Source organism: Agarivorans sp. 1_MG-2023 (assembly GCF_030548385.1).
Taxonomy (GTDB): Bacteria; Pseudomonadota; Gammaproteobacteria; order Enterobacterales; family Celerinatantimonadaceae; genus Agarivorans.
Window position 1 is genome coordinate 349,064 of the sequence record NZ_JAUOSJ010000005.1, and the last position, 24,081, is coordinate 373,144.

The 24,081-nt window shown below is 44.9% G+C and carries 24 protein-coding genes; 17 read left to right on the forward strand and 7 right to left on the reverse strand.

The features are described 5' to 3' along the window. Window positions 1-21 precede the first annotated feature (21 nt). On the forward strand, window positions 22-360 hold the full coding sequence (locus Q4592_RS09915) for a hypothetical protein (RefSeq protein ID WP_303512394.1): 339 nt from the start codon (window positions 22-24) through the stop codon (window positions 358-360). A gap of 89 nt (window positions 361-449) precedes the next feature. Here the strand turns inward: Q4592_RS09915 and Q4592_RS09920 are convergent, their stop codons facing one another. The 4 genes from Q4592_RS09920 to Q4592_RS09935 all read right to left on the reverse strand — a co-directional run bounded on the left by Q4592_RS09920 (window position 450) and on the right by Q4592_RS09935 (window position 7,335). Further along, window positions 450-1,697 carry a hypothetical protein gene (locus tag Q4592_RS09920; protein WP_303512395.1) on the reverse strand — a complete coding sequence of 416 codons (1,248 nt, stop codon included), beginning with the start codon at window positions 1,695-1,697 and terminating at the stop codon, window positions 450-452. Window positions 1,698-1,705: 8 nt separating this feature from the next. After that, the gene (locus tag Q4592_RS09925; protein ID WP_303512398.1) at window positions 1,706-2,845 is read right to left on the reverse strand and encodes a hypothetical protein; all 1,140 of its coding nucleotides are present in this window, start codon (window positions 2,843-2,845) and stop codon (window positions 1,706-1,708) included. Between the two features lie 183 nt (window positions 2,846-3,028). Next, window positions 3,029-3,937 (reverse strand): response regulator, encoded by a 909-nt coding sequence (locus tag Q4592_RS09930; protein ID WP_303512401.1) that lies wholly within the window; start codon window positions 3,935-3,937, stop codon window positions 3,029-3,031. Then, complete coding sequence (locus Q4592_RS09935; RefSeq protein ID WP_303512404.1) at window positions 3,934-7,335, reverse strand: ATP-binding protein; 3,402 nt, start codon at window positions 7,333-7,335, stop codon at window positions 3,934-3,936. The genes Q4592_RS09930 and Q4592_RS09935 overlap by 4 nt, the downstream gene beginning before the upstream one ends. 308 nt (window positions 7,336-7,643) lie before the next feature. On the opposite strand from Q4592_RS09935, the gene urtA reads away from it, so the two are divergent. The 8 genes from urtA (at window position 7,644) to Q4592_RS09975 (ending at window position 14,652) form a co-directional block, all read left to right on the forward strand. Beyond that, the gene (urtA, locus tag Q4592_RS09940) at window positions 7,644-8,906 is read left to right on the forward strand and encodes an urea ABC transporter substrate-binding protein (protein ID WP_303512407.1); all 1,263 of its coding nucleotides are present in this window, start codon (window positions 7,644-7,646) and stop codon (window positions 8,904-8,906) included. Between the two features lie 65 nt (window positions 8,907-8,971). Further along, the gene (urtB, locus tag Q4592_RS09945; RefSeq protein ID WP_303512410.1) at window positions 8,972-9,898 is read left to right on the forward strand and encodes an urea ABC transporter permease subunit UrtB; all 927 of its coding nucleotides are present in this window, start codon (window positions 8,972-8,974) and stop codon (window positions 9,896-9,898) included. Between the two features lie 11 nt (window positions 9,899-9,909). Continuing rightward, window positions 9,910-11,127: an urea ABC transporter permease subunit UrtC gene (urtC, locus tag Q4592_RS09950; RefSeq protein ID WP_303512412.1), complete on the forward strand. Its 1,218-nt coding sequence runs from the start codon at window positions 9,910-9,912 to the stop codon at window positions 11,125-11,127. Beyond that, entirely contained in the window at window positions 11,114-11,878 is a 765-nt protein-coding gene (gene urtD, locus Q4592_RS09955; protein WP_303512414.1) for an urea ABC transporter ATP-binding protein UrtD, read from the forward strand. The genes urtC and urtD overlap by 14 nt, the downstream gene beginning before the upstream one ends. Window positions 11,879-11,888: 10 nt before the next feature. Then, window positions 11,889-12,578, forward strand: a complete 690-nt coding sequence (urtE, locus tag Q4592_RS09960) for an urea ABC transporter ATP-binding subunit UrtE (RefSeq protein WP_137674890.1) — start codon at window positions 11,889-11,891, stop codon at window positions 12,576-12,578. A gap of 39 nt (window positions 12,579-12,617) precedes the next feature. Further along, a complete protein-coding gene (gene fmdA, locus Q4592_RS09965; protein WP_137674891.1) occupies window positions 12,618-13,853 on the forward strand; it encodes a formamidase in 1,236 nt (411 codons plus the stop codon). Window positions 13,854-13,865: 12 nt separating this feature from the next. Continuing rightward, complete coding sequence (locus tag Q4592_RS09970; RefSeq protein ID WP_303512418.1) at window positions 13,866-14,222, forward strand: zinc ribbon domain-containing protein; 357 nt, start codon at window positions 13,866-13,868, stop codon at window positions 14,220-14,222. Between the two features lie 190 nt (window positions 14,223-14,412). After that, window positions 14,413-14,652, forward strand: a complete 240-nt coding sequence (locus tag Q4592_RS09975; RefSeq protein ID WP_303512420.1) for a ribosome alternative rescue factor ArfA — start codon at window positions 14,413-14,415, stop codon at window positions 14,650-14,652. On the opposite strand, the gene yjjG is transcribed toward Q4592_RS09975, so the two are convergent. After that, the gene (yjjG, locus tag Q4592_RS09980) at window positions 14,618-15,295 is read right to left on the reverse strand and encodes a pyrimidine 5'-nucleotidase (RefSeq protein ID WP_303512424.1); all 678 of its coding nucleotides are present in this window, start codon (window positions 15,293-15,295) and stop codon (window positions 14,618-14,620) included. The two genes, Q4592_RS09975 and yjjG, sit on opposite strands and share 35 nt — an antisense overlap. Window positions 15,296-15,596: 301 nt before the next feature. Here yjjG and rpsP point away from each other — a divergent pair, with 301 nt between their 5' ends. From rpsP to rplS, 4 genes are read left to right on the forward strand one after another with little or no spacing between them, the layout of a single operon-like run. After that, complete coding sequence (rpsP, locus tag Q4592_RS09985) at window positions 15,597-15,842, forward strand: 30S ribosomal protein S16 (RefSeq protein WP_016401327.1); 246 nt, start codon at window positions 15,597-15,599, stop codon at window positions 15,840-15,842. 24 nt (window positions 15,843-15,866) lie between these two features. Then, window positions 15,867-16,397: a ribosome maturation factor RimM gene (gene rimM, locus Q4592_RS09990; protein ID WP_303512433.1), complete on the forward strand. Its 531-nt coding sequence runs from the start codon at window positions 15,867-15,869 to the stop codon at window positions 16,395-16,397. Between the two features lie 29 nt (window positions 16,398-16,426). Further along, the gene (trmD, locus tag Q4592_RS09995) at window positions 16,427-17,179 is read left to right on the forward strand and encodes a tRNA (guanosine(37)-N1)-methyltransferase TrmD (RefSeq protein WP_137674928.1); all 753 of its coding nucleotides are present in this window, start codon (window positions 16,427-16,429) and stop codon (window positions 17,177-17,179) included. Between the two features lie 28 nt (window positions 17,180-17,207). Further along, window positions 17,208-17,561: a 50S ribosomal protein L19 gene (rplS, locus tag Q4592_RS10000; protein ID WP_137674896.1), complete on the forward strand. Its 354-nt coding sequence runs from the start codon at window positions 17,208-17,210 to the stop codon at window positions 17,559-17,561. A gap of 61 nt (window positions 17,562-17,622) precedes the next feature. On the opposite strand, the gene Q4592_RS10005 is transcribed toward rplS, so the two are convergent. After that, on the reverse strand, window positions 17,623-17,946 hold the full coding sequence (locus Q4592_RS10005; RefSeq protein WP_137674897.1) for an isoamylase early set domain-containing protein: 324 nt from the start codon (window positions 17,944-17,946) through the stop codon (window positions 17,623-17,625). 99 nt (window positions 17,947-18,045) lie between these two features. Next, on the reverse strand, window positions 18,046-18,714 hold the full coding sequence (mutH, locus tag Q4592_RS10010) for a DNA mismatch repair endonuclease MutH (RefSeq protein WP_303512491.1): 669 nt from the start codon (window positions 18,712-18,714) through the stop codon (window positions 18,046-18,048). A gap of 641 nt (window positions 18,715-19,355) precedes the next feature. Between mutH and rppH the strand changes: the two genes are divergently transcribed. From rppH to Q4592_RS10030, 4 genes are all read left to right on the forward strand, one after another. Beyond that, window positions 19,356-19,895: an RNA pyrophosphohydrolase gene (gene rppH, locus Q4592_RS10015; RefSeq protein WP_303512439.1), complete on the forward strand. Its 540-nt coding sequence runs from the start codon at window positions 19,356-19,358 to the stop codon at window positions 19,893-19,895. Between the two features lie 3 nt (window positions 19,896-19,898). Then, on the forward strand, window positions 19,899-22,166 hold the full coding sequence (gene ptsP, locus Q4592_RS10020) for a phosphoenolpyruvate--protein phosphotransferase (protein ID WP_303512441.1): 2,268 nt from the start codon (window positions 19,899-19,901) through the stop codon (window positions 22,164-22,166). An 85-nt stretch (window positions 22,167-22,251) separates the two neighbouring features. After that, complete coding sequence (lgt, locus tag Q4592_RS10025) at window positions 22,252-23,058, forward strand: prolipoprotein diacylglyceryl transferase (protein ID WP_303512493.1); 807 nt, start codon at window positions 22,252-22,254, stop codon at window positions 23,056-23,058. Further along, window positions 23,055-23,906: a thymidylate synthase gene (locus Q4592_RS10030; RefSeq protein WP_303512445.1), complete on the forward strand. Its 852-nt coding sequence runs from the start codon at window positions 23,055-23,057 to the stop codon at window positions 23,904-23,906. The genes lgt and Q4592_RS10030 overlap by 4 nt, the downstream gene beginning before the upstream one ends. Window positions 23,907-24,081: the final 175 nt, after the last annotated feature.

A 24,081-nucleotide genomic window follows, 5' to 3' on the forward strand; every position in this document is an offset into this window, starting at 1 on the left:
TCGGGGGGCTAGGATGGCTTAGTGGAGTTCTATCGCAGTGATGCACGAGTTCAGTGGACGCCAACAGGAACTAACGTACCAGACTATCCAAAACTGGCTCAACTATGGTGGCAATACGTAGCAGAAGCGGCCAGCGGTGAGAAAACACCTCAAGAAGCGATGGATGGTTTAGCCGCAGCACAAGACAAAGTGTTAACTCGCTTAGAGCGTAGTGGCGCGCAAGGAGAATGTGGGCCTAAGCTTAATCCTAAGCAAGACGCCTCTTACTGGTTAAGCCAACCTGGCTCACCTAAAGCCAAATTAGCCAACGAGAAGCCACAAGGTAAAACCATTGCTTATAAAGACTTAATCGCTAAGTAATCTGATAGGTTCATTCTTAGCCGGCCTCAGGGTCGGCTTTTTTGTGGTTCAATTATTTTCAAAAGCGACAGTAGCGGTTTAACAATACGCTAATCGAAAATACTGCCTAGCTGTGAAGTAGAGATAAAACTGTTTTGTTGTTTAAGTTGTTGCTGCAAGTCCTTGAGTTGGCGCTGGTCGCTGTATTTAGGGAATACGCTCACATCAGCAAGTTGGTTGATAGAAAGCCTGCCTCGTCGCCATTTAGCCCAACTAGCGTTAAGCAATAAACGGTCGGTTTCACGAAGGAATTGCTTGCTGCGGTAACGCCATATTATTTGTTTTAATACGCGGCTGAGAAACTTGTTTTGCTTAGTCATAGCCAGCTGGTAAAGATACTCATAAAACGACAAGTCTTCTTCACTCTTAGGTGATAGTTGTTTTAAGTCTGAGGTAGTAATTGGTTCAGAGAATTTAAAATTAGTAATATTGTTGAGCTGCATCGCCATATGAGTTCGATAACATTTGGAGCAGCGCCCGCAATTGCAGTTTGGATCTTTCCAGCATACCCATAAGTTGTGCAAGGCATCGGGGTAGTGTTTGATGGCAGCGATTTTCTTTGCTCGATCTGCTTCTAAACCCACATGTGATAACTCACAGGACTCCGATGACCAGAGTGGATCTACCAATGGGTGGCCGTTTGATGGGTGCACTGCATCATAAGTAACCGCTGCGCTGCACAAAGCACTTTTAGGGTTAAGCAGCAGTGCCACGCTGGCCAGCGAGGCGCCAAAATTAGCGAAACGCGCTAAACGGGTCCAGCCAGTAAACTCCTTCAAATTGCTTTCAACACAAATCAATCGCTTGTCGAAGATGTGAGCCGTTTTCTGACAGCGCGCCACCATATTGCGCCACGTGGTTTTGTCCATGCTGAAATCAAAGCCGTTTATCAGAATAAGATTCTCTAGCTGGTTTAGATGCTGAATCAACGAATAGGTGCCGTCTACGCCGCCAGAAAAAAATACGCTATGGCCCAACTGTTTATTTGACGATTTAAAGCTTTGAGCGGTGGCTTGAATATTGATCATCTTAAAAATGGGGTTCCAAGCATGCATGATAGTTTGGATTTTCTGCAAGTTTTCTAGCAAGGTTGCGGATACGTAATACTGCCTATCTACCACTATATCTTCACCCAAAAACATCGCCGGGGCTAAGGCTGAACAAATAAATGGGCTGGCATCGTTCCCCGCCAAAACCAAATCGGGGCTGCTCTTAAACCATAAGGGAAAAGGCCCAAGCATGGCTGAGAGTTTATTGTAATGACGGTGCTTTTCTAGGTTAAGTTGATGAATTCGCATAAGGCGGACTAGTGCTTTTTAACGAGTTGTTTTAGTTTGTGGGCGTAGCCGTGAAGCACTAAGTCATCAAATTGATTGGCCAGTTCTCGTAGTTGAAAGTCTCGCTTTATATGCTCAAGGGCTTCGGTTAATACCTTGTCGTGGGCCAGCTTTGCCTGCTCGATGTTTTCTTCAAGAAACTGCACATCATGCACGTTATACAATTTTAGTGGTCGTAGGTGTTGCTTGATTTTTTGGTCGCTAAGTTTAGGAAAGGTGTCGCACTCTATGCCGAGTGCTCGCAAGCTGCTCATGGTACGTAGGCATTTTTCGCATTCACCGCAGTTATAACCATGATCGTGCCAGCATACTCGCAGTATGTTTAGGTAGTCAGGGTCTTGGCTTAGCACCTTTAGTTTGTCGATTCTTTTACAAGCTGCACCATGGTGTTCTATTTGAGTATGGTGATTACTCCATAAATGATCGGTGATGTAATTAGATCCCTCTGGAATATTGTTTTCATAGGTTAACCCAGACGCGATAAAGCATTTTTTCACGCCCAAGGCTAAAGCAATGCTCGATAAACCGCCGCCAAAACACACTCCCCAATTCAGCTGGTGGTGATAACCTAAAAAACGCACATTGGTTTCGCAGGGGACTAGTTGTTTGCCTTTACTTGCCAAATATTGCTTGTTGCAGTTAAAGGCTTGTTGATACAAGTTATCGCTGGAAAGCTGCATATCAATGCCTTTAGCAAACAATAGGTAGTCTATCTGCTGCTGTTTTTGGTTAAAGGTGTAACTCCCATCTATACCACCAGAAAAAAAAGACACCGTGTCGTTGTTAGCGTTAGCCGGCTCTTTCGCGACACCGCCGTTTACTTTAATAGTATTCAGTTGATGCTTAAGGTAGGGCTGCCAGTGGCTAAAAATATGTTGCAGTTGCTCTAGGTTATTCAGCAAAGTGGGTGAGTAGTTGGCGCTATCTTCTAGTTGTAAATCTTGATTCTTGGCCATGCTTATTAGCAAGCAGGCTGCAATAAAGGGGTCAGCACTTAAGGCCGGAGGGTACTGCTCTGGAAACTTATACCACAAGTCAAAACCCGCGCAGTCGGCACGTAAAATAGCCTGTCCTGCAGTGTGTTCTATGCGGATTTGAGAAATCTTCATAAAGCCTCCTCGCTAGCTGTTAATCCTAGTGGCAATAAGCTTTTTTATACAATTAAGCAGGAGGACTAAGGCGTGGATTCATCAGAAAAGCCTTATTTGCAGTTAGCTATTGTTTACACTTACCCGAGCCAACTTACTCGGTTCAGGTACAATAACTATTGTAAAATGCGTTAATTCATTAGCTTATATTTCATTTAAATAGGCCAAGCAAACTGCCGTTGCACTGGTTCGGTTCTCTACGGCTAACTTTTGAAATATAGCTTCAAGGTGTTTATTGACGGTACGCGGGCTCATATCCAATATTTGGGCTATTTCTCGATTGGTTTTTCCTCGCGCTAACCAAAACAGCACTTCAGACTCACGTTCAGTTAAGGCAAAGCGTTGGCGCAGTGAATCGCGCATGCTGTGCTCGTCGTTGTCGACTAATCGCAGTAAGTGTTCTCCGGGGGATGATTGCCCTAGATAGCGGATCTGCAGCGGCCTATCTAGTTTTGCTAGCGACAATATCGAATGTTTCTCTGGCTTATGCATAAGCCACGTTTTTAGTTGTTGGGTGAGTAATTCAAGGTTTTGATTAAGCTCTATGCTTATTGAGCTGAAAAGCGCGGCCGCTTTAGAGCTACGCCAAATAACAGCTGCTTTATTGTTGATGGTGAAGGTGGCCTGGCCTAACTCATCTAAAGCGCCGTGAGCGCTGCGAGTGAGGCGCGCATTACTAAGGTGAACTTTTATTCGCGCGAATAACTCATCGAGCTTTATGGGTTTATGGATATAGTCGACACCGCCTGATTCTAAGCCCTTAATCATTGATTCGCTGTCGCTCAAACCGGTCATAAATATCACTGGGATATCGCTAAAATCGCTATCTTGTTTAAGCAGTTGGCAGGCTTCAAAACCGTCCATGTTGGGCATTAAGGCATCCATGAGCACCAAATCTGGATTAATCCGTAGGCTAATATCTAGGGCCTGCTGTCCATCCATGGCAATGAGTACCGTATAACCTTGTTCGTTGAGGGCGGTGTTTAACATAGCTAAAGATTCGGCCGAGTCGTCTACCACTAAAATAACGCCTTTCGAGCTTGCCGTGTTCATGATAAATCCTCCTTTTTCATGAGCTGTTCGCAAGCCATGCTTATTTTAGAAAACTGAAATTGACTTAAGTCTTGTCTGAACTGCTGGGTAATGACTAAAAGCTTTGGGTCACACTCTAAGTGCTGCAAACCTTGCTCAATGCCTTGTACAAAACCCAGTTGCGCCATCTGGTTAATTTCGTTTAGCTGTTCTCGCTGATGTTGATTGATCGTTGGCGCTGTATTTGCCACTAGCGAAGAGGGTTGAGGTGGTGTTGGCGGCGTTATTGGGCTAAATCGCCAAGTAATGGCTAAGGCTTTGGCTATTTTCTCAAGTAGCGCGTTGTAACGTATTGGCTTGGCTAAATAGTCATTGTGAAGAGCTTGTTCAACATGGCGGATCCCTGCGTCTAAAAACGAGGGTTCATTAGCATTCGCCGACACCATAATAATGGGTGATTCTACCGCTTGTTTACGCAACTCAGCCAGTAATTGCCAACCACTCATCACGGGCATGGAGATGTCTAATAGAAACAAATCAACCTTGTTGTGTTCTAGAGCACTTAAACAGTCAATGGCATCACTGGCCTCTAACACGCTAAAGCCCAAAGGCTGGAGAATTTGTAGCACTAAGTTTCGATGGTTGGGGTCATCGTCTACTACCATAACGGTTTTACTTGGCCCATCTATGGATTCTATTTTACCTAAGGTTGGCGCTTGGCTTGGGGCTTTTTCAATGCTTGAGAGCATCAGACTCAATTTAAATACGCTGCCTTTTCCAGGCTCGCTAGTGAGGTTGATATTGCCACCCATTATTTCGGTGAGCAATTGGGTTATGGTTAAACCAAGGCCCGTTCCTTGAGCCTGAACTGAGCCACCGCTACGTACTCGCTCAAAGGGTTTGAAGACCCGTTCTTGGTCTTGTTCACTTATGCCAACACCGGTATCACTAATGGTAAATTCGGCCACTTGATTGCGATAATGCACTTTTAGCGAGACTTCACCTTGCTGGGTAAATTTTACCGCGTTGGATAGTAGGTTGATTAAAATTTGCCGTAAGTGGGTTTCATCTGCCACTACCCAATGAGGTAGATAAGGGCTCGGTTGGTAGCTAAAACTAATGCCTTTATTCTTGGCTTGTAAGCTAAACATATCGACCAAATCGTTGAGTAAGGCACCTATTTCCACTTGGTCTCGCTGCAGTTCAAGCTTACCCGCTTCAATTCTTGAGATGTCCAATAAGCCTTCGATAATGTCGGCCAAGTGCTCGCCACTGCGTTTGATTAAGGAAACTTTAGCCACATGTTCGTTAGCCAAGGTGGGGGCTTTTTCTAATAACTGGGCATAACCCAAGACTGAATTTAGCGGTGTTCTTAACTCGTGACTAATGCCGGTGAGATAGCGGCTTTTGGCATGGTTAGCCGATTCCGCGGTTTCTTTAGCTTGCTGTAGGGCTTGGTCAGTGGCTTCGTGGGCAGAGATTTCTTGGCTGAGTAACTGGGTTTGGCGCTGCGATTCATCTAACGCAAACTGGCGGCTGTCGTTGGCCAATACAAACAGCCACACCAACACCCCCATAATGATCATTAATAAAAAGAATATATGGCTTAAGGTGGCTGAAATAGCAGCTTTGGTGGCTACTTCGCTTCCTGGTATTCGTGCGTACACCAGATAAAACAAACTCGCGATAAGCATGGCGATTAGCGCCATCAAACCAGAAAAGTGCAACAAGCGAGTATTCATTAACGACGAGACAGATTTAGGGAGAATTAAGGCTACAAACTGACTTAATTGCTGGCCAAATCGGGCGTTGGTTTTGCACTGATCATGACAGCGCGCGTCTAAGGTGCAACACAAAGAACAAATTGCTCCACCGTAGGCTGGGCAACTGGCTAAATCCTCAATCTCAAAGCTATTTTGGCAAACCGTACACTCACCTTGGATTGTATTAGGTAGTGTGGACTCCCTAGCCAGGTAATAGCGCCCTTGGGTGAGCACAGCAATAATGGGCGAGCAAACAAATGCACAGCCCAAACCGATAAACGGCGCTAGCGCTTGGGCGGTATCGCCGAGGTTGCCGGTATAACAATATATTCCGGCAAACGAGGCAAATACCATGGCACCTACCCCAACCGGATTAATGTCGTAGAGGTGAGCGCGCTTAAACTCAATATGTTTAGGGCTTAAACCCAAGGGTTTATTGATGATCAAATCGGCAACCAGCGCACCTACCCAAGCCACGGCCACGTTAGAGTAGATACCTAGAATATCTTCGATGGCCGAGTAGATACCCAGCTCCATAATAAGCAGCGCGATGATGACATTAAACACCAGCCAAACCACTCGCCCTGGGTGGCTATGGGTTAAGCGCGAAAAAAAGTTAGACCAAGCAATAGAGCCAGCATAAGCATTGGTAACGTTAATTTTTAGCTGACAAACCAGTACGAAAATACCGGCAAGCGATAGGGCAACCAGCGGTGACTGCGTCATATATGAAAATGCCACTTGGTACATTTGAATCGGGTCACCGGCCACATCTTGGCTCACCCCTGCGTTAATCGCTAACACCACTAAAAATGATCCCAGTAAAATTTTCACCGCGCCGACAATTATCCAACCGGGACCGGCCGAGAGTAATGCTAACCACCAACATGCTCGATGTTTTTTGTTGGCCTCTGGCATAAAGCGTAAAAAGTCGACTTGTTCGCCAATTTGCGCCATTAAAGAGAACAATATTCCCGATGCTGCACCAAATAGATGCAGGTTAAATGGGCCGGTTGCATCGCTTTCCTGAGCGCCTTGGTATTGTAACCAGTTGTCGATGGCGCTTGATTCGTGCCATAAAATAAATACAAAAGGAGTGATTTGTAATATTAGCCACAGGGGCTGGCTCCACAATTGAAAGCGGCTAATAAACGTGATGCCGTGGGTGACTAAAGGAATAACAACGATCGCGCTAATTAAGTAACCAATGCTTAGAGGAATATTAAATAGTAGTTCTAAGGCTGAGGCCATTATCGCCGCTTCAATGGCAAAAAAGATAAAGGTAAAAGAGGCGTAGATTAGCGAGGTAATGGTAGAACCAATGTAGCCAAAGCCCGCGCCCCGGGTGAGTAAATCGATGTCTACGCCGTAACGTGCCGCGTAGTAAGAAATAGGCATACCGCAAAAAAAGATAATGGCAGAAACGACTAAGATTGCGGCGAGTGAGTTGCTAAACCCATAGCTGAGCATTAACGCTCCGCCTATTGCTTCTAAGGCAAGAAAAGAGATAGCGCCTAAGGCGGTATTAGAGACGCGAGCAACTGACCATTGCCTAGCGCTTTTAGAGGTAAATCTCAGCGCATAATCTTCCAAGGTTTGATTGGCGACCCAGCGGTTGTAGTTTCGCCTCGCCTTAAATACGTGCTGATCCTTCATGGTTTACGCGCCTTCCTTTTATTGGCTTAGCCAGAAGTAAGCATTAATCACGCCGAATTATCTCCACGATAATGTCATAAATATCAATAGAATCAGTATGTTATTGATAGGTTGAGAATATGGGGATGGCTTGTTATCAGCATGCGCTAATGAGTCTTGACCCTAAATCAATCGTTGCATTGTGGCTATGCGTCAAATGACGTAGTGGGCTAGAGCAATTGGCTAATTTTGCTGTGTAGCTGATTTTTGCAAAATGGTAGTCAGCAAGTATGGACACTTTGTCTTACACACTCAGCAGGGATACCACTATGCAAAAATCAAACAAATCAGGCTTAAGCAATTCGCTACGCCGGAATATTTTAAAAGGAATGATGGCATTACCAGCAGCTATGTTGGTGTCACAGCTAAGCTTAGCCGCTGCCATGAGCACCGCCGATGTGAATACCACCGGTTTAGCGGTGACCGACGATACTGTGAAGGTAGGTATCTTACATTCCATCACTGGCACCATGGCCATTAGTGAGACGGGTTCGGTACAAGCAGAGATGTTGGCGATTGAACAGATTAACGCTATGGGTGGCGTACTGGGTCGTCAAATTGAATATGTGCAAGAAGATGGCGCTAGTGACTGGCCAACCTTTGCTGAAAAATCTAAAAAACTATTAGTAAAAGATAAGGCCGCTGCGGTATTTGGTTGTTGGACATCAGCATCGCGCAAAGCGGTACTGCCAGTGTTTGAACAATACAACGGCATGCTTTATTACCCTACATTCTATGAGGGCTTGGAGCAGTCACCGAATGTTATTTACACGGGTCAAGAAGCCACTCAGCAGATCATTTCTGGTATCGATTGGGTAACCAAGACCAAAGATGCTAAAAGCTTTTTCTTGTTAGGTTCAGATTATATTTGGCCGCGTACCTCTAATAAAATTGCTCGTAAGCACATTGACAATTTAGGCCTTAAGGTAGTTGGCGAAGAGTACTACCCGCTAGGTCACACCTCATTTAACTCTGTTATCAACAAAATCAAATTGAAAAAACCTGATGTTATCTACGCGATTGTTGTGGGTGGCTCTAACGTGGCTTTTTACAAGCAACTTAAAGCGGCTGGCATTGATATGACCAAAGAGAAACCATTGGTTCTGACTATCTCAGTTACCGAAGATGAAATCTTAGGCATTGGTGGCGAAAACATGCAAGGCGCTTACGCGGCGATGAAGTACTTCCAAAGCCTGACTAACACAAATAACCAAGAGTTTGTTGCTGCCTTTAAGAAGCGCTGGGGTGATGACATCGTAATTGGTGATGTAACACAGGCGGCTTACTTAGGCCCATGGTTATGGAAAGCCGCAGTAGAAAAAGCCGGCTCGTTTGATATTGATAAAGTACGCGCGGCGTCACCAAATCTTGAACTTACCACTGCACCAGAAGGCTACGTGAAGGTTCATGAAAACCATCACTTATGGTCTAAAACACGTATCGGTCATGCCTTACCGAATGGCCAGTATGAAGTGGTGTATGAAACAGAAGACCTGATTGAGCCAAACCCATTCCCTAAAGGTTATCAGTAACCACGTGTTGTGACCTAGTTCGCTAGGTCACCTTCCTTTTCTATAGCTTTAATGAGGAACACAAGATGTTTGCCGATTATACCAGCTCTGAGCTTACCGCCATTTTCGCCATGCAGGGATTTGCCGGTCTAATTTTATTTTCTGTATTTGTTCTTATGGCTTTAGGTTTGGCCATTATATTCGGCCAAATGGGTGTGATTAATATGGCGCACGGCGAATTTATGATTCTCGGTGCTTACATCACTTACCTTACCTCTCAGCTATTTAGCGCCTATTTACCTAGCTTATTTGACGGCTACTTCTTTATTGCCATGTTGCTGGCTTTTGTGGTCACCGGAGCCTTAGGCGCTTTTGTGGAGTGGGCAATGATTCGCCATTTGTACAAGCGCCCTTTAGATACCTTATTAGCAACGTGGGGCTTAAGCCTGATTTTGCAGCAACTTTACCGCACCGTATTTGGTGCCAGGGAAGTAGGGGTGAGTTTACCTGATTGGTTAATGGGATCTTACGCCATCACCGACATTATTGAAGTGCCGATTAACGGCATATTTGTCATGGTGCTCACCATCTTTATTACCATTGGCGTTTACTTGTTGATGCAAAAATCACGCTTGGGTAAACAAACCCGCGCAGTAGTACAAAACCGCGCTATGGCAGGTGCTGTAGGCATTAATACCGAGAAGGTGGATCGCTATACCTTTGCTTTGGGTTGCGGTATTGCAGGCGTCGCTGGCTCGGCCTTTACCATGGTGGGTTCTACCGGACCAACCGCCGGGCAATTGTACATTGTAGATACCTTTTTAGTGGTGGTATTTGGTGGCGCTTCTAGCTTACTTGGCACAGTAGCCTCTGCCTTTACCATCTCACAAGCTCAATCCACCATGGAATTTTTCCTTAGTGGTTCTATGGCTAAAGTTCTCACCTTATTGACCGTGGTCGGCATTTTAATGCTACGCCCACAAGGTTTGTTTTCGCTCAAGGTTCGTCGTTAGGGAGAATGATGATGTCATCACAAATTAGTGCTGCGCCTGCGCAGAATAGTAGCCCAGTAGATTGGTGGAAGTACCTGTTATTGGCTGTAATCTTATTAGTTGTTTTACCTTTGGCATTAGATATTTTCCGGCTGAATTTAATCGGCAAATACCTTACCTACGCTTTTGTCGCGATTGGCTTGGTGTTGTGCTGGGGATGCGGCGGCATTTTAAGTCTAGGCCAAGGGGTATTCTTTGGTTTAGGTGGGTATTGCATGGCGATGTTTTTGAAGCTGGAGGCCTCGAACCCAGAAGCCACTGCCATTCAGTCTACCCCTGGTATTCCAGATTTTATGGATTGGAATCAGCTCACCGAGTTGCCTTGGTTTTGGCAGCCCTTCCATAGCTTAAGCTTTACCTTATTGGCGGTGATTGCGGTGCCGGTGATATTTGCTTTTATCATCGGTGTTGCGATGTTCACACGACGGGTGGGTGGCGTGTACTTCGCCATTATTACTCAAGCGATTGCCGCCATTCTCACCATTTTGATTATTGGCCAGCAAGGGTATACCGGTGGGGTAAACGGCATTACCGATTTACGCACCTTTGTAGGTTGGGACATTCGTACCGAGTCTGCTCAGTATCTTCTTTACTTCGTGAACGTTGCTTTGCTATTTGCGTGCTTGTTTGCAGCCTTGTATATCAAACGCTGTAAGTTAGGTCGTTTGCTGGTGGCGATGCGCGAGAAAGAAGACCGAGTGCGCTTTTCTGGCTACAACGTAGCAAGCTTCAAAATCTTTGTTTTTTGTATAGGCGCAGCATTTGCGGCTATTGGTGGCGCAATGTTTACTCTGCAGGTGGGCTTTATGTCGCCTTCGTTTGTGGGCATCGTGCCGTCGATTGAAATGGTGATCTTTTGTGCGGTAGGCGGACGTTTGTCGCTGTTGGGCGCAGTATACGGCACTTTATTGGTTAACTTAGCCAAAACCAGCTTCTCAGAGTCTTTTCCCGAGCTGTGGTTATTTGCCATGGGAGCGCTGTTTATTGGCGTGGTATTGGCGTTTCCAGACGGCTTAGCTGGCTTGTATCAAACCTACATTCAACCTTGGTTTAAGCACTTTATTAATCGTGAAAAAGTGGGGCTAACTCCGCCAGCGCCAATCCCAGAAAAAACCACCACTCCAGCTAAAGAACCTGTGACGTCTAGCCTGTCATCATCACTTGAGGAGAGCCGCAATGTCCCAGCTTAATCAAAAAACTAGCGACAAAGACTTTGTACTAAGTGTTGAGGGCTTAACGGTGTCCTTTGACGGATTTAAAGCGGTAGATGATTTGTCTTTATATGTAGAAGAGCAAGAAATCAGAGTCATTATTGGCCCCAATGGCGCGGGTAAAACTACGGTATTAGACCTTATCTGTGGCCGAACTAAAGCCACTGAAGGCTCAATAAAATTTAAGAAAAAGGAACTGACCAGGCTTAAAGAGCACCAAATTGTGCACGCAGGGGTTGGGCGAAAATTTCAAACACCATCGATATACGAAGACCTAAGCGTATTTGAAAACCTAGAAATATCTTACCCGCGGGGGCGTAACGTTTGGGGTGCTTTAACCTTTAAACGTGACCAGGAAGTACAAGACAAGATTCTAGAAATTGCAGAAATGGTGTTTCTCACCGACAAGCTTCACGACCAAGCCGACTTACTCAGCCATGGCCAAAAACAATGGTTAGAAATAGGCATGTTACTGATTCAAGACCCTGAACTATTGATGCTTGATGAGCCAGTAGCGGGCATGTCAGTGGCCGAGCGCAAGCAAACTGCAGAGTTGCTACAAAGCATCACTAAACAGCGTTCGGTATTGGTGATTGAACATGATATGCAATTTGTCGAAGACATTGCAGATCGGGTGACCGTGTTGCACCAGGGAAAGGTGCTATCTGAAGGCTCGATGCAGCGGGTGAAGAACGATCCCAAAGTTATTGAAGTTTACTTAGGCCATTAAGGAGAAGGCGATGTTGGAACTAACAGATTACCACGTGGCTTATGGTCAAAGTGAAGTGATATCAGGAATGAACTTTAGCCTGAAGAAGAACGAAATTGTGGCGATTCTTGGTCGAAATGGTATGGGTAAAACCACCTTGATGAAGTCTTTGATTGGCATGATTCCAAGCCGTTCTGGTGAAGTAAAGCTAGAGGGAACATCGCTAAGTGAGCAAAAAAGTCATCAACGAGTGGCTTCTGGCCTTGGCTTTGTGCCGCAAGGGCGAATGATTTTTTCCACTATGACGGTGCAAGAGAACATAGAAACAGGTTTAACCAGTATTGGCTCCAGCAAAATCCCCGATGACTTATACAGTATTTTCCCGGTGTTATGGGAGATGCGTCATCGCCGAGGCGGCAATTTATCGGGTGGGCAGCAGCAACAGTTAGCGATAGCCAGAGCGCTAGCCAGCAACCCCAGCGTATTGCTGTTAGACGAACCTACCGAGGGAATTCAGCCTTCCATCATTAAAGACATGGCCAAAACACTAAAGCAAATCCGCGACCAGCGTGGTTTGTCGATAGTGGTATCGGAACAAGTATTAAGTTTTGCCCTTGATGTGGCAGACCGAATATTGGTGATAGAGAAAGGACAAATCGTTCACGACGTTCAGCGTGACGAGGTTGATGAACAACAAGTTGCCGCATATTTGTCGGTTTAAACGGCCAGTGTGTGAAGTTTACATTCAAGGAGAAAGACCATGGCAGAAACAATCATTAAAATTGACCTAAAACAATCAGCATACGACAACGAAAAGCTACATAACCGTTGGCATCCAGATATTCCAATGGCCGCAACGGTGAAGCCCGGTGACGACTTTATTTTAGAGTGTGTAGATTGGACTGGCGGGCAAATCAAAAATGACGACGACGCTTCTGATGTTCGCGATGTTGATTTATCTCAGGTGCATTTTTTATCTGGCCCGGTAGGTGTAGAAGGCGCGGAACCAGGTGATTTGCTCGAAGTTGATATTCTAGACATTGGTACCTTTGACGACTCGCAGTGGGGCTTTAACGGCTTCTTTTCAAAGCAAAACGGTGGCGGCTTTTTGGATGAACACTTTCCAGAAGCGCAAAAATCGATTTGGGACTTCAATGGTATGTTCACCAAATCTCGGCACATTCCGGGTGTTGAGTTTGCGGGGTTAATTCACCCTGGTTTAATTGGCTGCTTACCTGACAAGAAGATGCTAGACGAGTGGAACCGCCGTGAAAAAGAACTGTTTGATACCAACCCAGACAGAGTACCTATGTTAGCCGCATTGCCTTATGCGCCTACCGCGCATATGGGTAACATGAAACCCGAGGAAGCCAAAGTCGCCGCTGAAGAAGGCGCAAGAACAGTACCACCGCGCGAACATGGCGGTAACTGTGATATTAAAGATTTATCTCGCGGTTCAAAAATCTATTTTCCTGTGTATGTAAAAGGCGCCGGCTTGTCGGTGGGCGATTTGCACTTTAGCCAAGGCGATGGCGAAATCACGTTTTGTGGTGCGATTGAAATGGCCGGTTGGATTCACTTACGGGTTAATCTCATTAAAGACGGCATGTCTAAGTACGCGATTAAAAACCCTATCTTCAAACCAAGCCCAATTGCCCCTCGGTATGACGATTACCTGATCTTTGAAGGTATCTCGGTTGACGAAAACGGCAAGCAGCATTATCTCGATGCCAACGTGGCCTACCGTCAAGCTTGTTTGAACGCCATTGAGTATCTGAAAAAGTTTGGTTACAGCGGGGCTCAAGCCTACTCACTGTTGGGCACTGCACCTGTACAAGGTCACTTAAGTGGGGTTGTTGACGTACCAAACTCGTGTGCCACTTTATGGTTGCCAACCGATATCTTTGAGTTTGATATTAAACCTAATGCTGATGGCCCAACCAAGTACCTAGATGGTAGCGTTGATATGCCTTTAGCGCCTGACCTAGATAAGTAAGCGAGGTGGACTATGCCAGTTTATGACTATAAATGTGCTGAACATGGTTTGTTTTATGAATTAGCCGCCATGGACGATAGTGCTAAACCAGCTAAGTGCCCGAAGTGTGACGCGTTGTCTGCAAGGGTGATTATGTTGCCACCCTCGGTACTCGATATGGCGGCAGAAACCAAACAAGCCATAGAGAGAAACGAGCAAGCGCGGCACGAACCGCAACATTCAACGGCTGATACCAGAGCTGAAAATGCCGAGAAAGTGAAAAAAGGTTGTGGTTGTACTCATACTAAACGGGGAGGCTCAAAGCTGTTTTATACCGCCAGTGGGGAGAAAATGTTCCCCTCTATGCGGCCGTGGATGATTAGTCACTAAGCTTGGCTAGTTAGAGTTGTTCTAAAGTAGGCTTCGGCCTACTTTTTTTGCGGGTAGATTTAATCCGAATACTTAGAGGGGTAAAACAGACTTGCAAAAGTGAAGAAGATTTGGGTTTATGCCAGATTACGATATACTGCGCAGCAAGTGACCAATTAGGTACTTAATTACACCGTTAAACGAGGATATTATGGCTAACAAGAAAGCCGCCAAGCCGGTGCTTGCTCATGAGCATAGCCGAGGGCAAATAAATGACAATGCGATAAAGGCACTGGTAACCAGTCCATTATTTAAAGCAAAAGTAGAAAGACCCAAGAAAGGCAAAGGGTCATACAACCGAAAGGGGCAGAAGCTGAAGGGCTATGCCCCTTTTGACTTTTTAAGCGTGAGTAAAGTTATGCCGCCTCTAACAGGGTTTGCAGCTGCTTAAGTGAGCTCACTTCATGATGAGGCTCTATTCCTGCAGGTCTGTCTTTCCCATGTCTATTTAACCAACAGGTATGAACACCAGCGTTTAAGCCACCTTGTACATCTGAATGCGGGTTGTCCCCAACCATCAATACCTTGTGTTTCTCTGGATACTGCATTTGTTCAAATGCATGTTCAAAAATGTCTATATGTGGTTTAGCCACTCCCACTTGCTCAGAAATCACCAAAGGCGAAAAGTAACCCGCTAAGCCAGTCCGCTCTAAGCGAATGTTTTGCAAAGAGGTAAACCCGTTGGTAATAATGCCCATCTTCACCTTGCCCTTTAAGGCATCAAGCAGTTCTTTAGCACCAGGCAATAGGCTACAAATGTCTGCCATTGCCACTAGAAAGGCGTCATTAAGCTGCTGAGGGTGTTGTTCGAGTTTATTAGCCCAGTATTCAAAGCGCTGCTGTTGCAGCTGCTCAGCGTTTACTTGGCCCGCCTGATAGGCATCCCAAAGCGGCAGGTTACGGGCTTGATAGTGTTGGTAATCTTGCTGTTCAAAACTCACACCGTAACGCGAGAACATTAATTGTAAGCCAGCAAAGGCATCAAAATGAAACAGCGTCTCATCAGCATCAAACAATATCCACTGGTACTGCATAAACTTATCGCCTACATATCTGCAAAAAGAAGCTTATGTTGGTGCAAGTCTTAGATTAAGTCAAAGCCCGCTGAGTAGTTGCTTGCATCTAGCTAGTGGCTTGATGTGCTTCGGCTTTTTTAGCACTAAATCACGATGGAATTACCACACTTATTAAAGCCGGCAAGAAGCGCTGTATTTAGATTGCCGCTAAAGCGGGGTATGGCTTGCAATTAAGCTAAAAAGGAGTACAATTCCGCGGCTTCAATTAGCGGGGATCCCATTTCGGGACCTTAAATTTTTTAACTAGTATGAGGACGATATGGTTACCATTCGTTTGCAACGTGGCGGCGCAAAAAAGCGTCCATTCTATCAAGTAGTTGTTACTGATAGCCGTAATTCACGTGACGGTCGCTTTATTGAGAAATTAGGTTTTTTCAATCCGATCGCCAAAGGTCAAGAAGAGCGTATTCGCTTGGAACAAGACCGCATTGATCACTGGGTTGGCCAAGGCGCTGCGGTTTCTAACCGTGTAGCTAAGCTAATCAAAGACTCTAAAGCAGCATAATTCAGTTTTTTTGGTGGAGTTAAGATGAGCAATACAGAACAGCCCATCGTGGTAGGTCGCTTAGGTGCCGTTTACGGTATTAAAGGTTGGCTTAAAGTTAACTCATTCACCGATGATTCAGAAGCTGTATTTAACTATCAACCTTGGTTGATAGGTCGTTCTGGCGAATATACTTCAATTGAAGTGACAGAATGGCGGCGACACAGCAAATCTTTCATCGTTAAGCTTGCGGGCTTTGATGTAAGAGAACAAGCACAGAGTTTAACTGGAATGGATATTGCGGCATTGCCACAAGACCTACCAGAGCTAGCTGAAGATGAATATTACTGGCGTGACCTTATAGGCATGCAAGTGGTTAATCGCAGTGGCTATAACTTAGGGCAGGTAACCGATTTAATGGAAACCGGCTCGAATGATGTCTTGGTTGTGAAAGCCAATTTGAAAGATGCCTTTGGCAAAAAAGAACGGTTAGTTCCGTTTGTAGAGTCTCAGATAATTGATAACGTCGATCGCGAGTCTCAAACTATTACTGTTGATTGGGATCCTAGTTTCTAGGTTCCATTATGGCTGAGCAAACACCACAATTGTGGGTGGGAATAGTAAGTCTATTCCCGGAAATGTTTTCTGCTATAAGCGAGTATGGTGTAACTGGGCGTGCGGTTAAACGTGGCCTGATTAAGATTGAGTGTTGGAATCCTCGTGATTTCACCCACGATCGTCACCGTACGGTGGACGACCGACCTTACGGCGGTGGCCCTGGTATGTTAATGATGGTGCAACCCTTACGGGATGCAATTCATGCTGCTAAACAGGCTGCTGGTGATGGGGTAAAGGTGATTTATATGTCACCGCAAGGGCGTACCTTGAAGCAAGACGGAGTAATAGAGTTAGCTCAACAGCAAAAGCTGATAATAGTTGCTGGTCGCTACGAAGGCATTGACGAACGCTTGATTCAAGCCGAAGTTGATGAGGAATGGTCGATTGGTGATTATGTGTTAAGTGGTGGTGAGCTGCCAGCAATGAATATGATAGACGCCGTCTCGCGGTTAATTCCGGGAGTACTGGGGGATAAAGCTTCAGCTGAGCAGGATTCATTCTCTGATGGATTGTTGGATTGTCCACATTATACTCGTCCAGAAGTTTTGGATGGGCAGGCAGTACCCGAGGTATTGCTAAGTGGTAACCATAAAAAAATTGAAGAGTGGCGGCACAAACAGGCACTTGGGCGAACCTACTTGAGGCGACCGGAGTTATTGGAGAATCTAGCTCTGACTGACAAGCAAGAAAAGATTCTTGCTGAGTTCATCCAAGAGCAGAAGCCCTTGGATAATAAATAAAGTTTCAGTTAATTCTAGGAAAATAGTAATGAGCAATATTATTAAACAGCTCGAAGATGAGCAATTGAAGCAAGACGTACCTGCGTTCGCACCTGGTGATACAGTTGTAGTTCAGGTAAAAGTAAAAGAAGGTGACCGTGAGCGTCTACAGGCGTTTGAAGGTGTGGTAATTGCTAAGCGTAACCGTGGTTTACACTCTGCATTTACTGTACGTAAAATTTCAAACGGTGAAGGCGTTGAGCGTGCATTTCAAACTCATAGCCCGCTAGTTGAGAGTGTTACTGTTAAGCGTCGTGGTGACGTTCGTCGTGCTAAGCTTTACTACTTACGTGAACTTTCTGGTAAGAAAGCACGTATTAAAGAAAAGTTGGCGACTAAGTAAGTCTACTTCTTCGAGAACAAAAAGCCCGCAATTGCGGGCTTTTTTTATATCTGAAAATGAGTTATTGAGCTAACTGTAATACAGAGTTATCGCCGTCTACACCATTGGCTTGGTAGGCATCAGCTTCCCAATCATTGTCGTATGCTTCTACGCCATCAGCTAAACATAGCTTGTATTTAAATTGGTAACTGGCTTGTTGGTCAGTAGGTACATTCACTACTACCTTAAATTTGCCATTCTTAAGTTTGCTTAGCTCTAAAGGTTGCCACTCATTAAACTCTGCCAGCAAAAATATTTGCTCCGCATCTTGAGTTGCTTCCTTCTCAATTTCAAAGGTAACTTTTACTTCTGGCTTGGACTTTAGATATTGCTTTTTCAACGGCATGGTTTTCTCCTCCGAGAGATAATATAAATCCGTATACAATGTGACCAAGCTTGATTCTTTCAAATAAGTGAGAGCTTGGTCAATAGTTGATTATTTTTTTTACAATTGAAAGTAGTCGCGGAGCAGTGCTGAAGTGAAGCGGGTTCGAAGATAATAACCTCGAGGAAGGGTTTGAATTGGCTGCCCGTTTGGCCCAATAGCAGCCGTGCGAGCCTTGTTATTAGCGGCTTTAGGCCGTAGTTGCAATACTTGACCGTGGCGCGCAGTTATTTGATCAATTTGGCCGAAGCTGATCATTTCTACTAATTCTTCCCAATCTGATCGGAGCAGTTGTTCTTGCTCGGCTGTTGGGCTCCAAAGGATAGGATTCGCTACAATTCTCTGATCAACAGGGATCTGTCGCTCAGCCAAAATAGGGATCCATAATACCCGCGATAGCTTGTTATACACGTTGCTGGTGTGCCAAGTTGCACCCGCAATATTGGTGAGCGGAGTGATGCACACATAAGTGCTTTCTAAGGGCTTTCCCGTGTTATCGATAGGAATGGTTTTGAGTTCAATACCCAGTTCAGGAAAGTCTTGAATAGGTTTGCTGCCAGCTGTTGCGCCTAAGCACCATTCTATAAGTTGTCCACCCCAGCCTTTTTCGCGCTTTAGGTCCTTGGGGATCGCAAGGCCTTCTCGTTGAGCAAGCTCACCAAGGCTCAGGCCTGCCAACGATTGGGCTCTCTCAAACAATTCTTGTTCGGTTTTTGGTGTGCTGATCATGCTGAGTTCGTTTGCCATTAAAGCTCTATTGTATAGAAGCTGCTCAGTAAATACAGTAGCTGAGGTGAAGGTGACGGTTTGTTTTTAACTATATGATTATATTCGTTTTTATCGTTTGTGGTTGAGTGCTTTACTCAACTAAGAGCCGTTATTCATAACAAATAGCAAGTTACGAACAACCTTATCCACAAAAAATATGGATAACTATCCTCAATTGTTATTAACTTGGATTTTATGCACAGAACCACGTCGTTTAACTCAAAATGTATAGAACAGCGGCTTATTGGGATTAATAAATAGTAGTTCTACGGTGATTGTGTGAATTTTGAGCGCTTGAAGTTATAAACAGAGTGGGGTGCTAATAACTTAACTTTTGCTAACTAGGTTTTATTTTAAGTGTATGTTTTTTATTGTTTTTATTTTCTTTTCTTTACTTGTTCGTAAGTACATTTAAATTAGTTTGACTAGCCTTTTATCGGTTTGACGCAAGTTATGCACAGCCTTTCGCACAGATAAATCGAATAACTATGGCTTAGCCGTTGTTAGTACAATTTACTCCCTTTGTGATAGGCATATTTGCCGCGCTTGTGTTTCTGTGAAAGAATCAGATTATCTATAGTTTTTAGCTGAAGGTTGTTTCAGTGATTGATGGGGATGGTTATCGTCCCAACGTAGGCATCGTTATTTGTAATCAACGTGGTCAAGTTTTATGGGCGCGTAGATATGGTCAACATTCATGGCAGTTTCCTCAAGGAGGCGTTGACGAGGGAGAGTCTGCTGAACAAGCGATGTATCGTGAGTTACATGAAGAAGTCGGCTTGTTGCCGCAAGACGTAAAAATTTTAGCAACAACTAGACATTGGCTGCGTTATAAATTACCAAAACGCTTAATTCGTTGGGATAGTCCGCCGGTTTGTATCGGACAAAAACAAAAGTGGTTTTTGCTGCGTTTAGTGGGCAAAGAATCGAATATTAAATTTGACCGTTGTGGTCACCCAGAGTTTGATGATTGGCGCTGGGTGAGTTTTTGGTATCCCGTAAGACAAGTGGTGTCTTTTAAGCGGGAGGTGTATCGTCGTGCCTTAAAAGAGTTTGTTACCGCGGCTTTACCCTTTAACCGTTCGGAAAAAGGTCAAAGTAAAGATAAGCGACGACGCTTCAAAAAGCGCAAGGGAGCATAGCAAGTGTTAGGAGAGTTACGCGCCATTGTTGAACAGGTAAGCAATGCCGATACTCTCGACAGTGCGCTTGCTATTTTAGTTAAACAAATTCGTCACACTATGCTTACCGACTGCTGCTCGGTATATGTGACGGACTCGCAACAGCAACATTTAGTGTTACGTGCAACCGACGGCCTCGCTAGTGAAGCCGTTGGTAAAGCCTTCATGCCGCTTGGCGAAGGGGTGGTTGGTCAAGTGGCCATGCGCGAAGAACCCATTAACTTAGCCGACGCTCGGCTTAATCCTCATTTTAAGTATCTTCCTGAAACCGCCGAAGACGGTTTCTTTTCCTTTTTAGGCACGCCTATTACCCACCAACGCAAAGTGTTAGGGGTATTGGTGGTTCAGCAATCAGAAACGCGTAGTTTTGATCAAAGTGAAGAATCTTTTCTTGTTACCTTAGCTGCGCACCTGGCGGGTGTATTGGCAAATACTGATTTTCAAGCTGTATTGAATGAGCCCTCTAAACAGAAATGGAGCGAGGCAATTAAAGCAGGCTCTAGCTCTAGCGGAATTGCAATTGCTCGGGCTTGGATTAACCGCTCTTCTGGCGCCTTGGAATTACAGCAAATTCAGAAAGCCAGCGATGTTTCATATCAATTGGCACGGTTTAATGGCGCGTTAGACATTACCCGCGATGAATTTCATAGCCTTGCTATTAAGCTCTCTGAACAACTTCCAAAAGATGTCGCCTCTATCTTTGAGGTGTATCAGCACATGTTGGCTGATGCCAGCTTGGCCGGAGATATTCGCCGTAAAATTGAAGAAGGGTACCAGGTTGAAGGGGCTTTACGTTTAGTGATAGAGCACTACGTTAAGCAGTTTCAAGAAATGAATGACCCTTACTTGAAGGAGCGTGCAGTTGACGTTAAAGACGTTGGCTTGCGCTTATTACATGCGCTAGAGCTTGGCCCTAATGCTGATTTGCTACCTACTGAACCAGTGATAGTGGTCGCCGAAGAAGTGACCGCGACGATGTTTGCGCAAATTCCTCGTCAATTTCTCGCCGGCGTTGTTTCACAACGTGGAGCGGCCAACTCCCACGCAGCGATTTTAGCGCGAGCCATGGGCATTCCTGCGCTAATGGGCTTAAGTTTCAATGTTAATAAACTCCGTGGTTGCGAGCTGATTCTAGATGGGTATTCAGGCGAGTTATTTGTAGAGCCAGATAAAATTATTCGTGATGAGTATTTGGCTTTGCTCGCTCAAGAGAGCGAGATTAATAGTTTAGTTCAGCATGATTTAGATAAACCGGCGCTAAGTACCGATGGGGTAGCAGTAGAAATGCTGATCAATGCCGGTTTAAGTGCCGATAGTGACATTGCCGTTAATGCTGGTGCCGACGGTGTAGGACTTTACCGCACCGAAGTTCCCTTTTTGATGCAAGACCGCTTCCCTTCTGAAGACGAACAATATATTCGCTATCGAGATATATTGAAGAGCTACAGTGGTAAAGAAGTATGCATGCGCACCTTAGATGTGGGGGGAGATAAACAGCTTCCGTATTTTCCTATTGTGGAAGAAAATCCATTTTTGGGCTGGCGTGGAATACGCTTAACCCTTGATCACCCAGAGATCTTTTTAGTGCAAGCGCGTGCTATGTATCGCTCGGCGATAGAGTGTGGCAATTTGTGCATTATGTTACCGATGATTAGCTGCCTAAATGAAGTAGATGAAGCATCGCGTTTATTGGAGCAAGCGTGGGCTGAAGTGGTTGATGAGTTAGATTTACGTGAGCCTCCAGAGCGACCCAAACATGGGGTGATGCTTGAGGTGCCGTCGGTGTTGTTCTTATTGCCAGAGCTGGCTCAGCGAGTTGATTTTTGGTCGGTGGGCAGCAATGATTTAACCCAATATTTATTAGCGGTGGATCGCAACAATACTCGAGTTGCTGAGCTATTTGATACTTTCCACCCTGCGGTTGTGCGAGCCCTTAATCAGATTATTGAGCAGGCCAACTTAACTAATACTCCTGTGAGCTTTTGTGGTGAGTTGGCAGGTGAGCCGGTGGGAGCCTTGTTAGTGTTGGCTTTAGGTTATCGCCGCTTAAGTATGAGCAGTTTCAATCTCGCCAAAATCAAGTACATTATTCGCCACGTTAATATGGCTGATCTCACTAAGTTACGTGAACAAATTTTACTTAGCCAAAGTGGCTCTGCTATTTACAGCTTGTTATATGACTATCTTGAACAGCTGCAGCTGTCTCAGTTAGTGCGCGTGAGTAAACATTAATAAAACTGCCACCAGTCAAAGCTTGTCTCGTGGCCTTTTTCACTGCAAAATGCCCTTTCTTTTTATTCCTTAAATAGAGCTATTTATCGTGTCTACACCTTTGCAATTCCCTGAGATTGACCCGATTGCCATAAGCATCGGTCCATTAGACGTGCGCTGGTACGGTTTAATGTATTTATTCGGCTTTTTATTTGCGATGTGGTTAGGCAACCGTATGGCTGATAAGCCCAGAAGCGGTTGGACACGTGCTGAAGTCAGCGACTTGTTATTCTACGGTTTTGTTGGGGTGATTATTGGTGGCCGTATGGGCTACGTCATGTTTTACCAATTCCCGCAGTTTTTAGACGATCCTTTGTATCTATTTAAAATCTGGACCGGCGGCATGTCATTCCATGGTGGCTTGTTAGGGGTGATTGGCGCAATGATGTGGTTTGCTCGCCACACTAAAAGACACTTCTTTACGGTGGCCGATTTTATTGCGCCGCTGATTCCATTTGGCTTGGCAACTGGGCGCTTAGGAAACTTTATGAATGGTGAGTTGTGGGGCCGTGCAACAGACATGCCTTGGGGGATGGTGTTCCCTAGTGGTGGTATGGTGGCAAGACATCCTTCTCAACTATATGAAGTCGCTTTAGAAGGTATTGTACTGTTAGTGTTGTTGTTAATTTACGCTAAGCGCAAACCGCCAATGGGAGCTATATCAGGTGCCTTCTTGCTCGGCTATGGTAGCTTCCGCTTTATTATCGAATTTTTCCGCGAACCCGATAGCCATTTAGGTTTGCTGAGTTTGGGCATGAGCATGGGACAAATCTTGTCTCTGCCAATGATTATATTTGGCGCTTTGTTTATCGCTTGGGCTTACCGCCGTAATACCAAAGAGAGTAACGCATGAAACAGTATTTAGATCTTTGCCAACGGATTGTTAACGAGGGTACATGGATTGAAAATGAACGTACCGGTAAACGATGTTTAACGGTTATTAATGCTGATCTTGAATACGATGTCGCTAACAATGAGTTTCCCTTAGTGACTACTCGCAAAAGCTACTGGAAAGCGGCGATTGCAGAGTTGCTAGGTTATATTCGTGGCTTAGATAATGCCGCTGAATTTAAAGCATTAGGCACCCCAACTTGGTTAGCTAACGCTAATGAAAACCAAGCTTGGCTAAATAACCCCGCTCGTAAAGGGGACAATGATATGGGGCGTGTTTACGGGGTTCAGGGGCGTTCATGGCGCAAGCCTGAAGGTGGCTCGGTAGATCAACTCAAAAAAATCGTTGATGACTTAACTAATGGTATTGATGACCGCGGTGAAATTTTATCCTTTTATAATCCTGGCGAATTTCACTTAGGGTGTTTAAGACCATGTATGCACACCCATACCTTTTCGTTGTTAGGCGATACTTTGTACCTCACTTCGTCACAGCGTTCTTGTGATGTGCCGCTAGGGCAAAACTTCAACCAAATTCAGGTGTTTACTTTCTTAGCGTTGATGGCACAAATTACCGGCCACAAGGCGGGTAAGGCTTACCATAAAATTGTTAATGCTCATATCTACGAAGATCAGCTCGCACTGATGAAAGACGTGCAGCTTAAGCGTGAGCCCTATGCTGCACCTAAGCTACATATCAACCCTAAAATTAAATCTCTAGAAGATTTAGAAACCTGGGTAACGCTGGATGATTTTGAAGTCAGTGATTACCAGTTCCACGATCCTATCGCTTATCCGTTTTCGGTTTAAAGCATCAAATAAAACCTGATAAATCGTTTAAGGCTTGTTAGGTTTTATTTTTAATTTGTATTAATAAATAGTTAAACCGTTGTTTAAAGTTTATATCATCGGAATTTCCGATGATAAGCGTAATTACAAGTGAATATGTTTTAACCCATCGCTGAGTAAAATAATGTCTTCATTT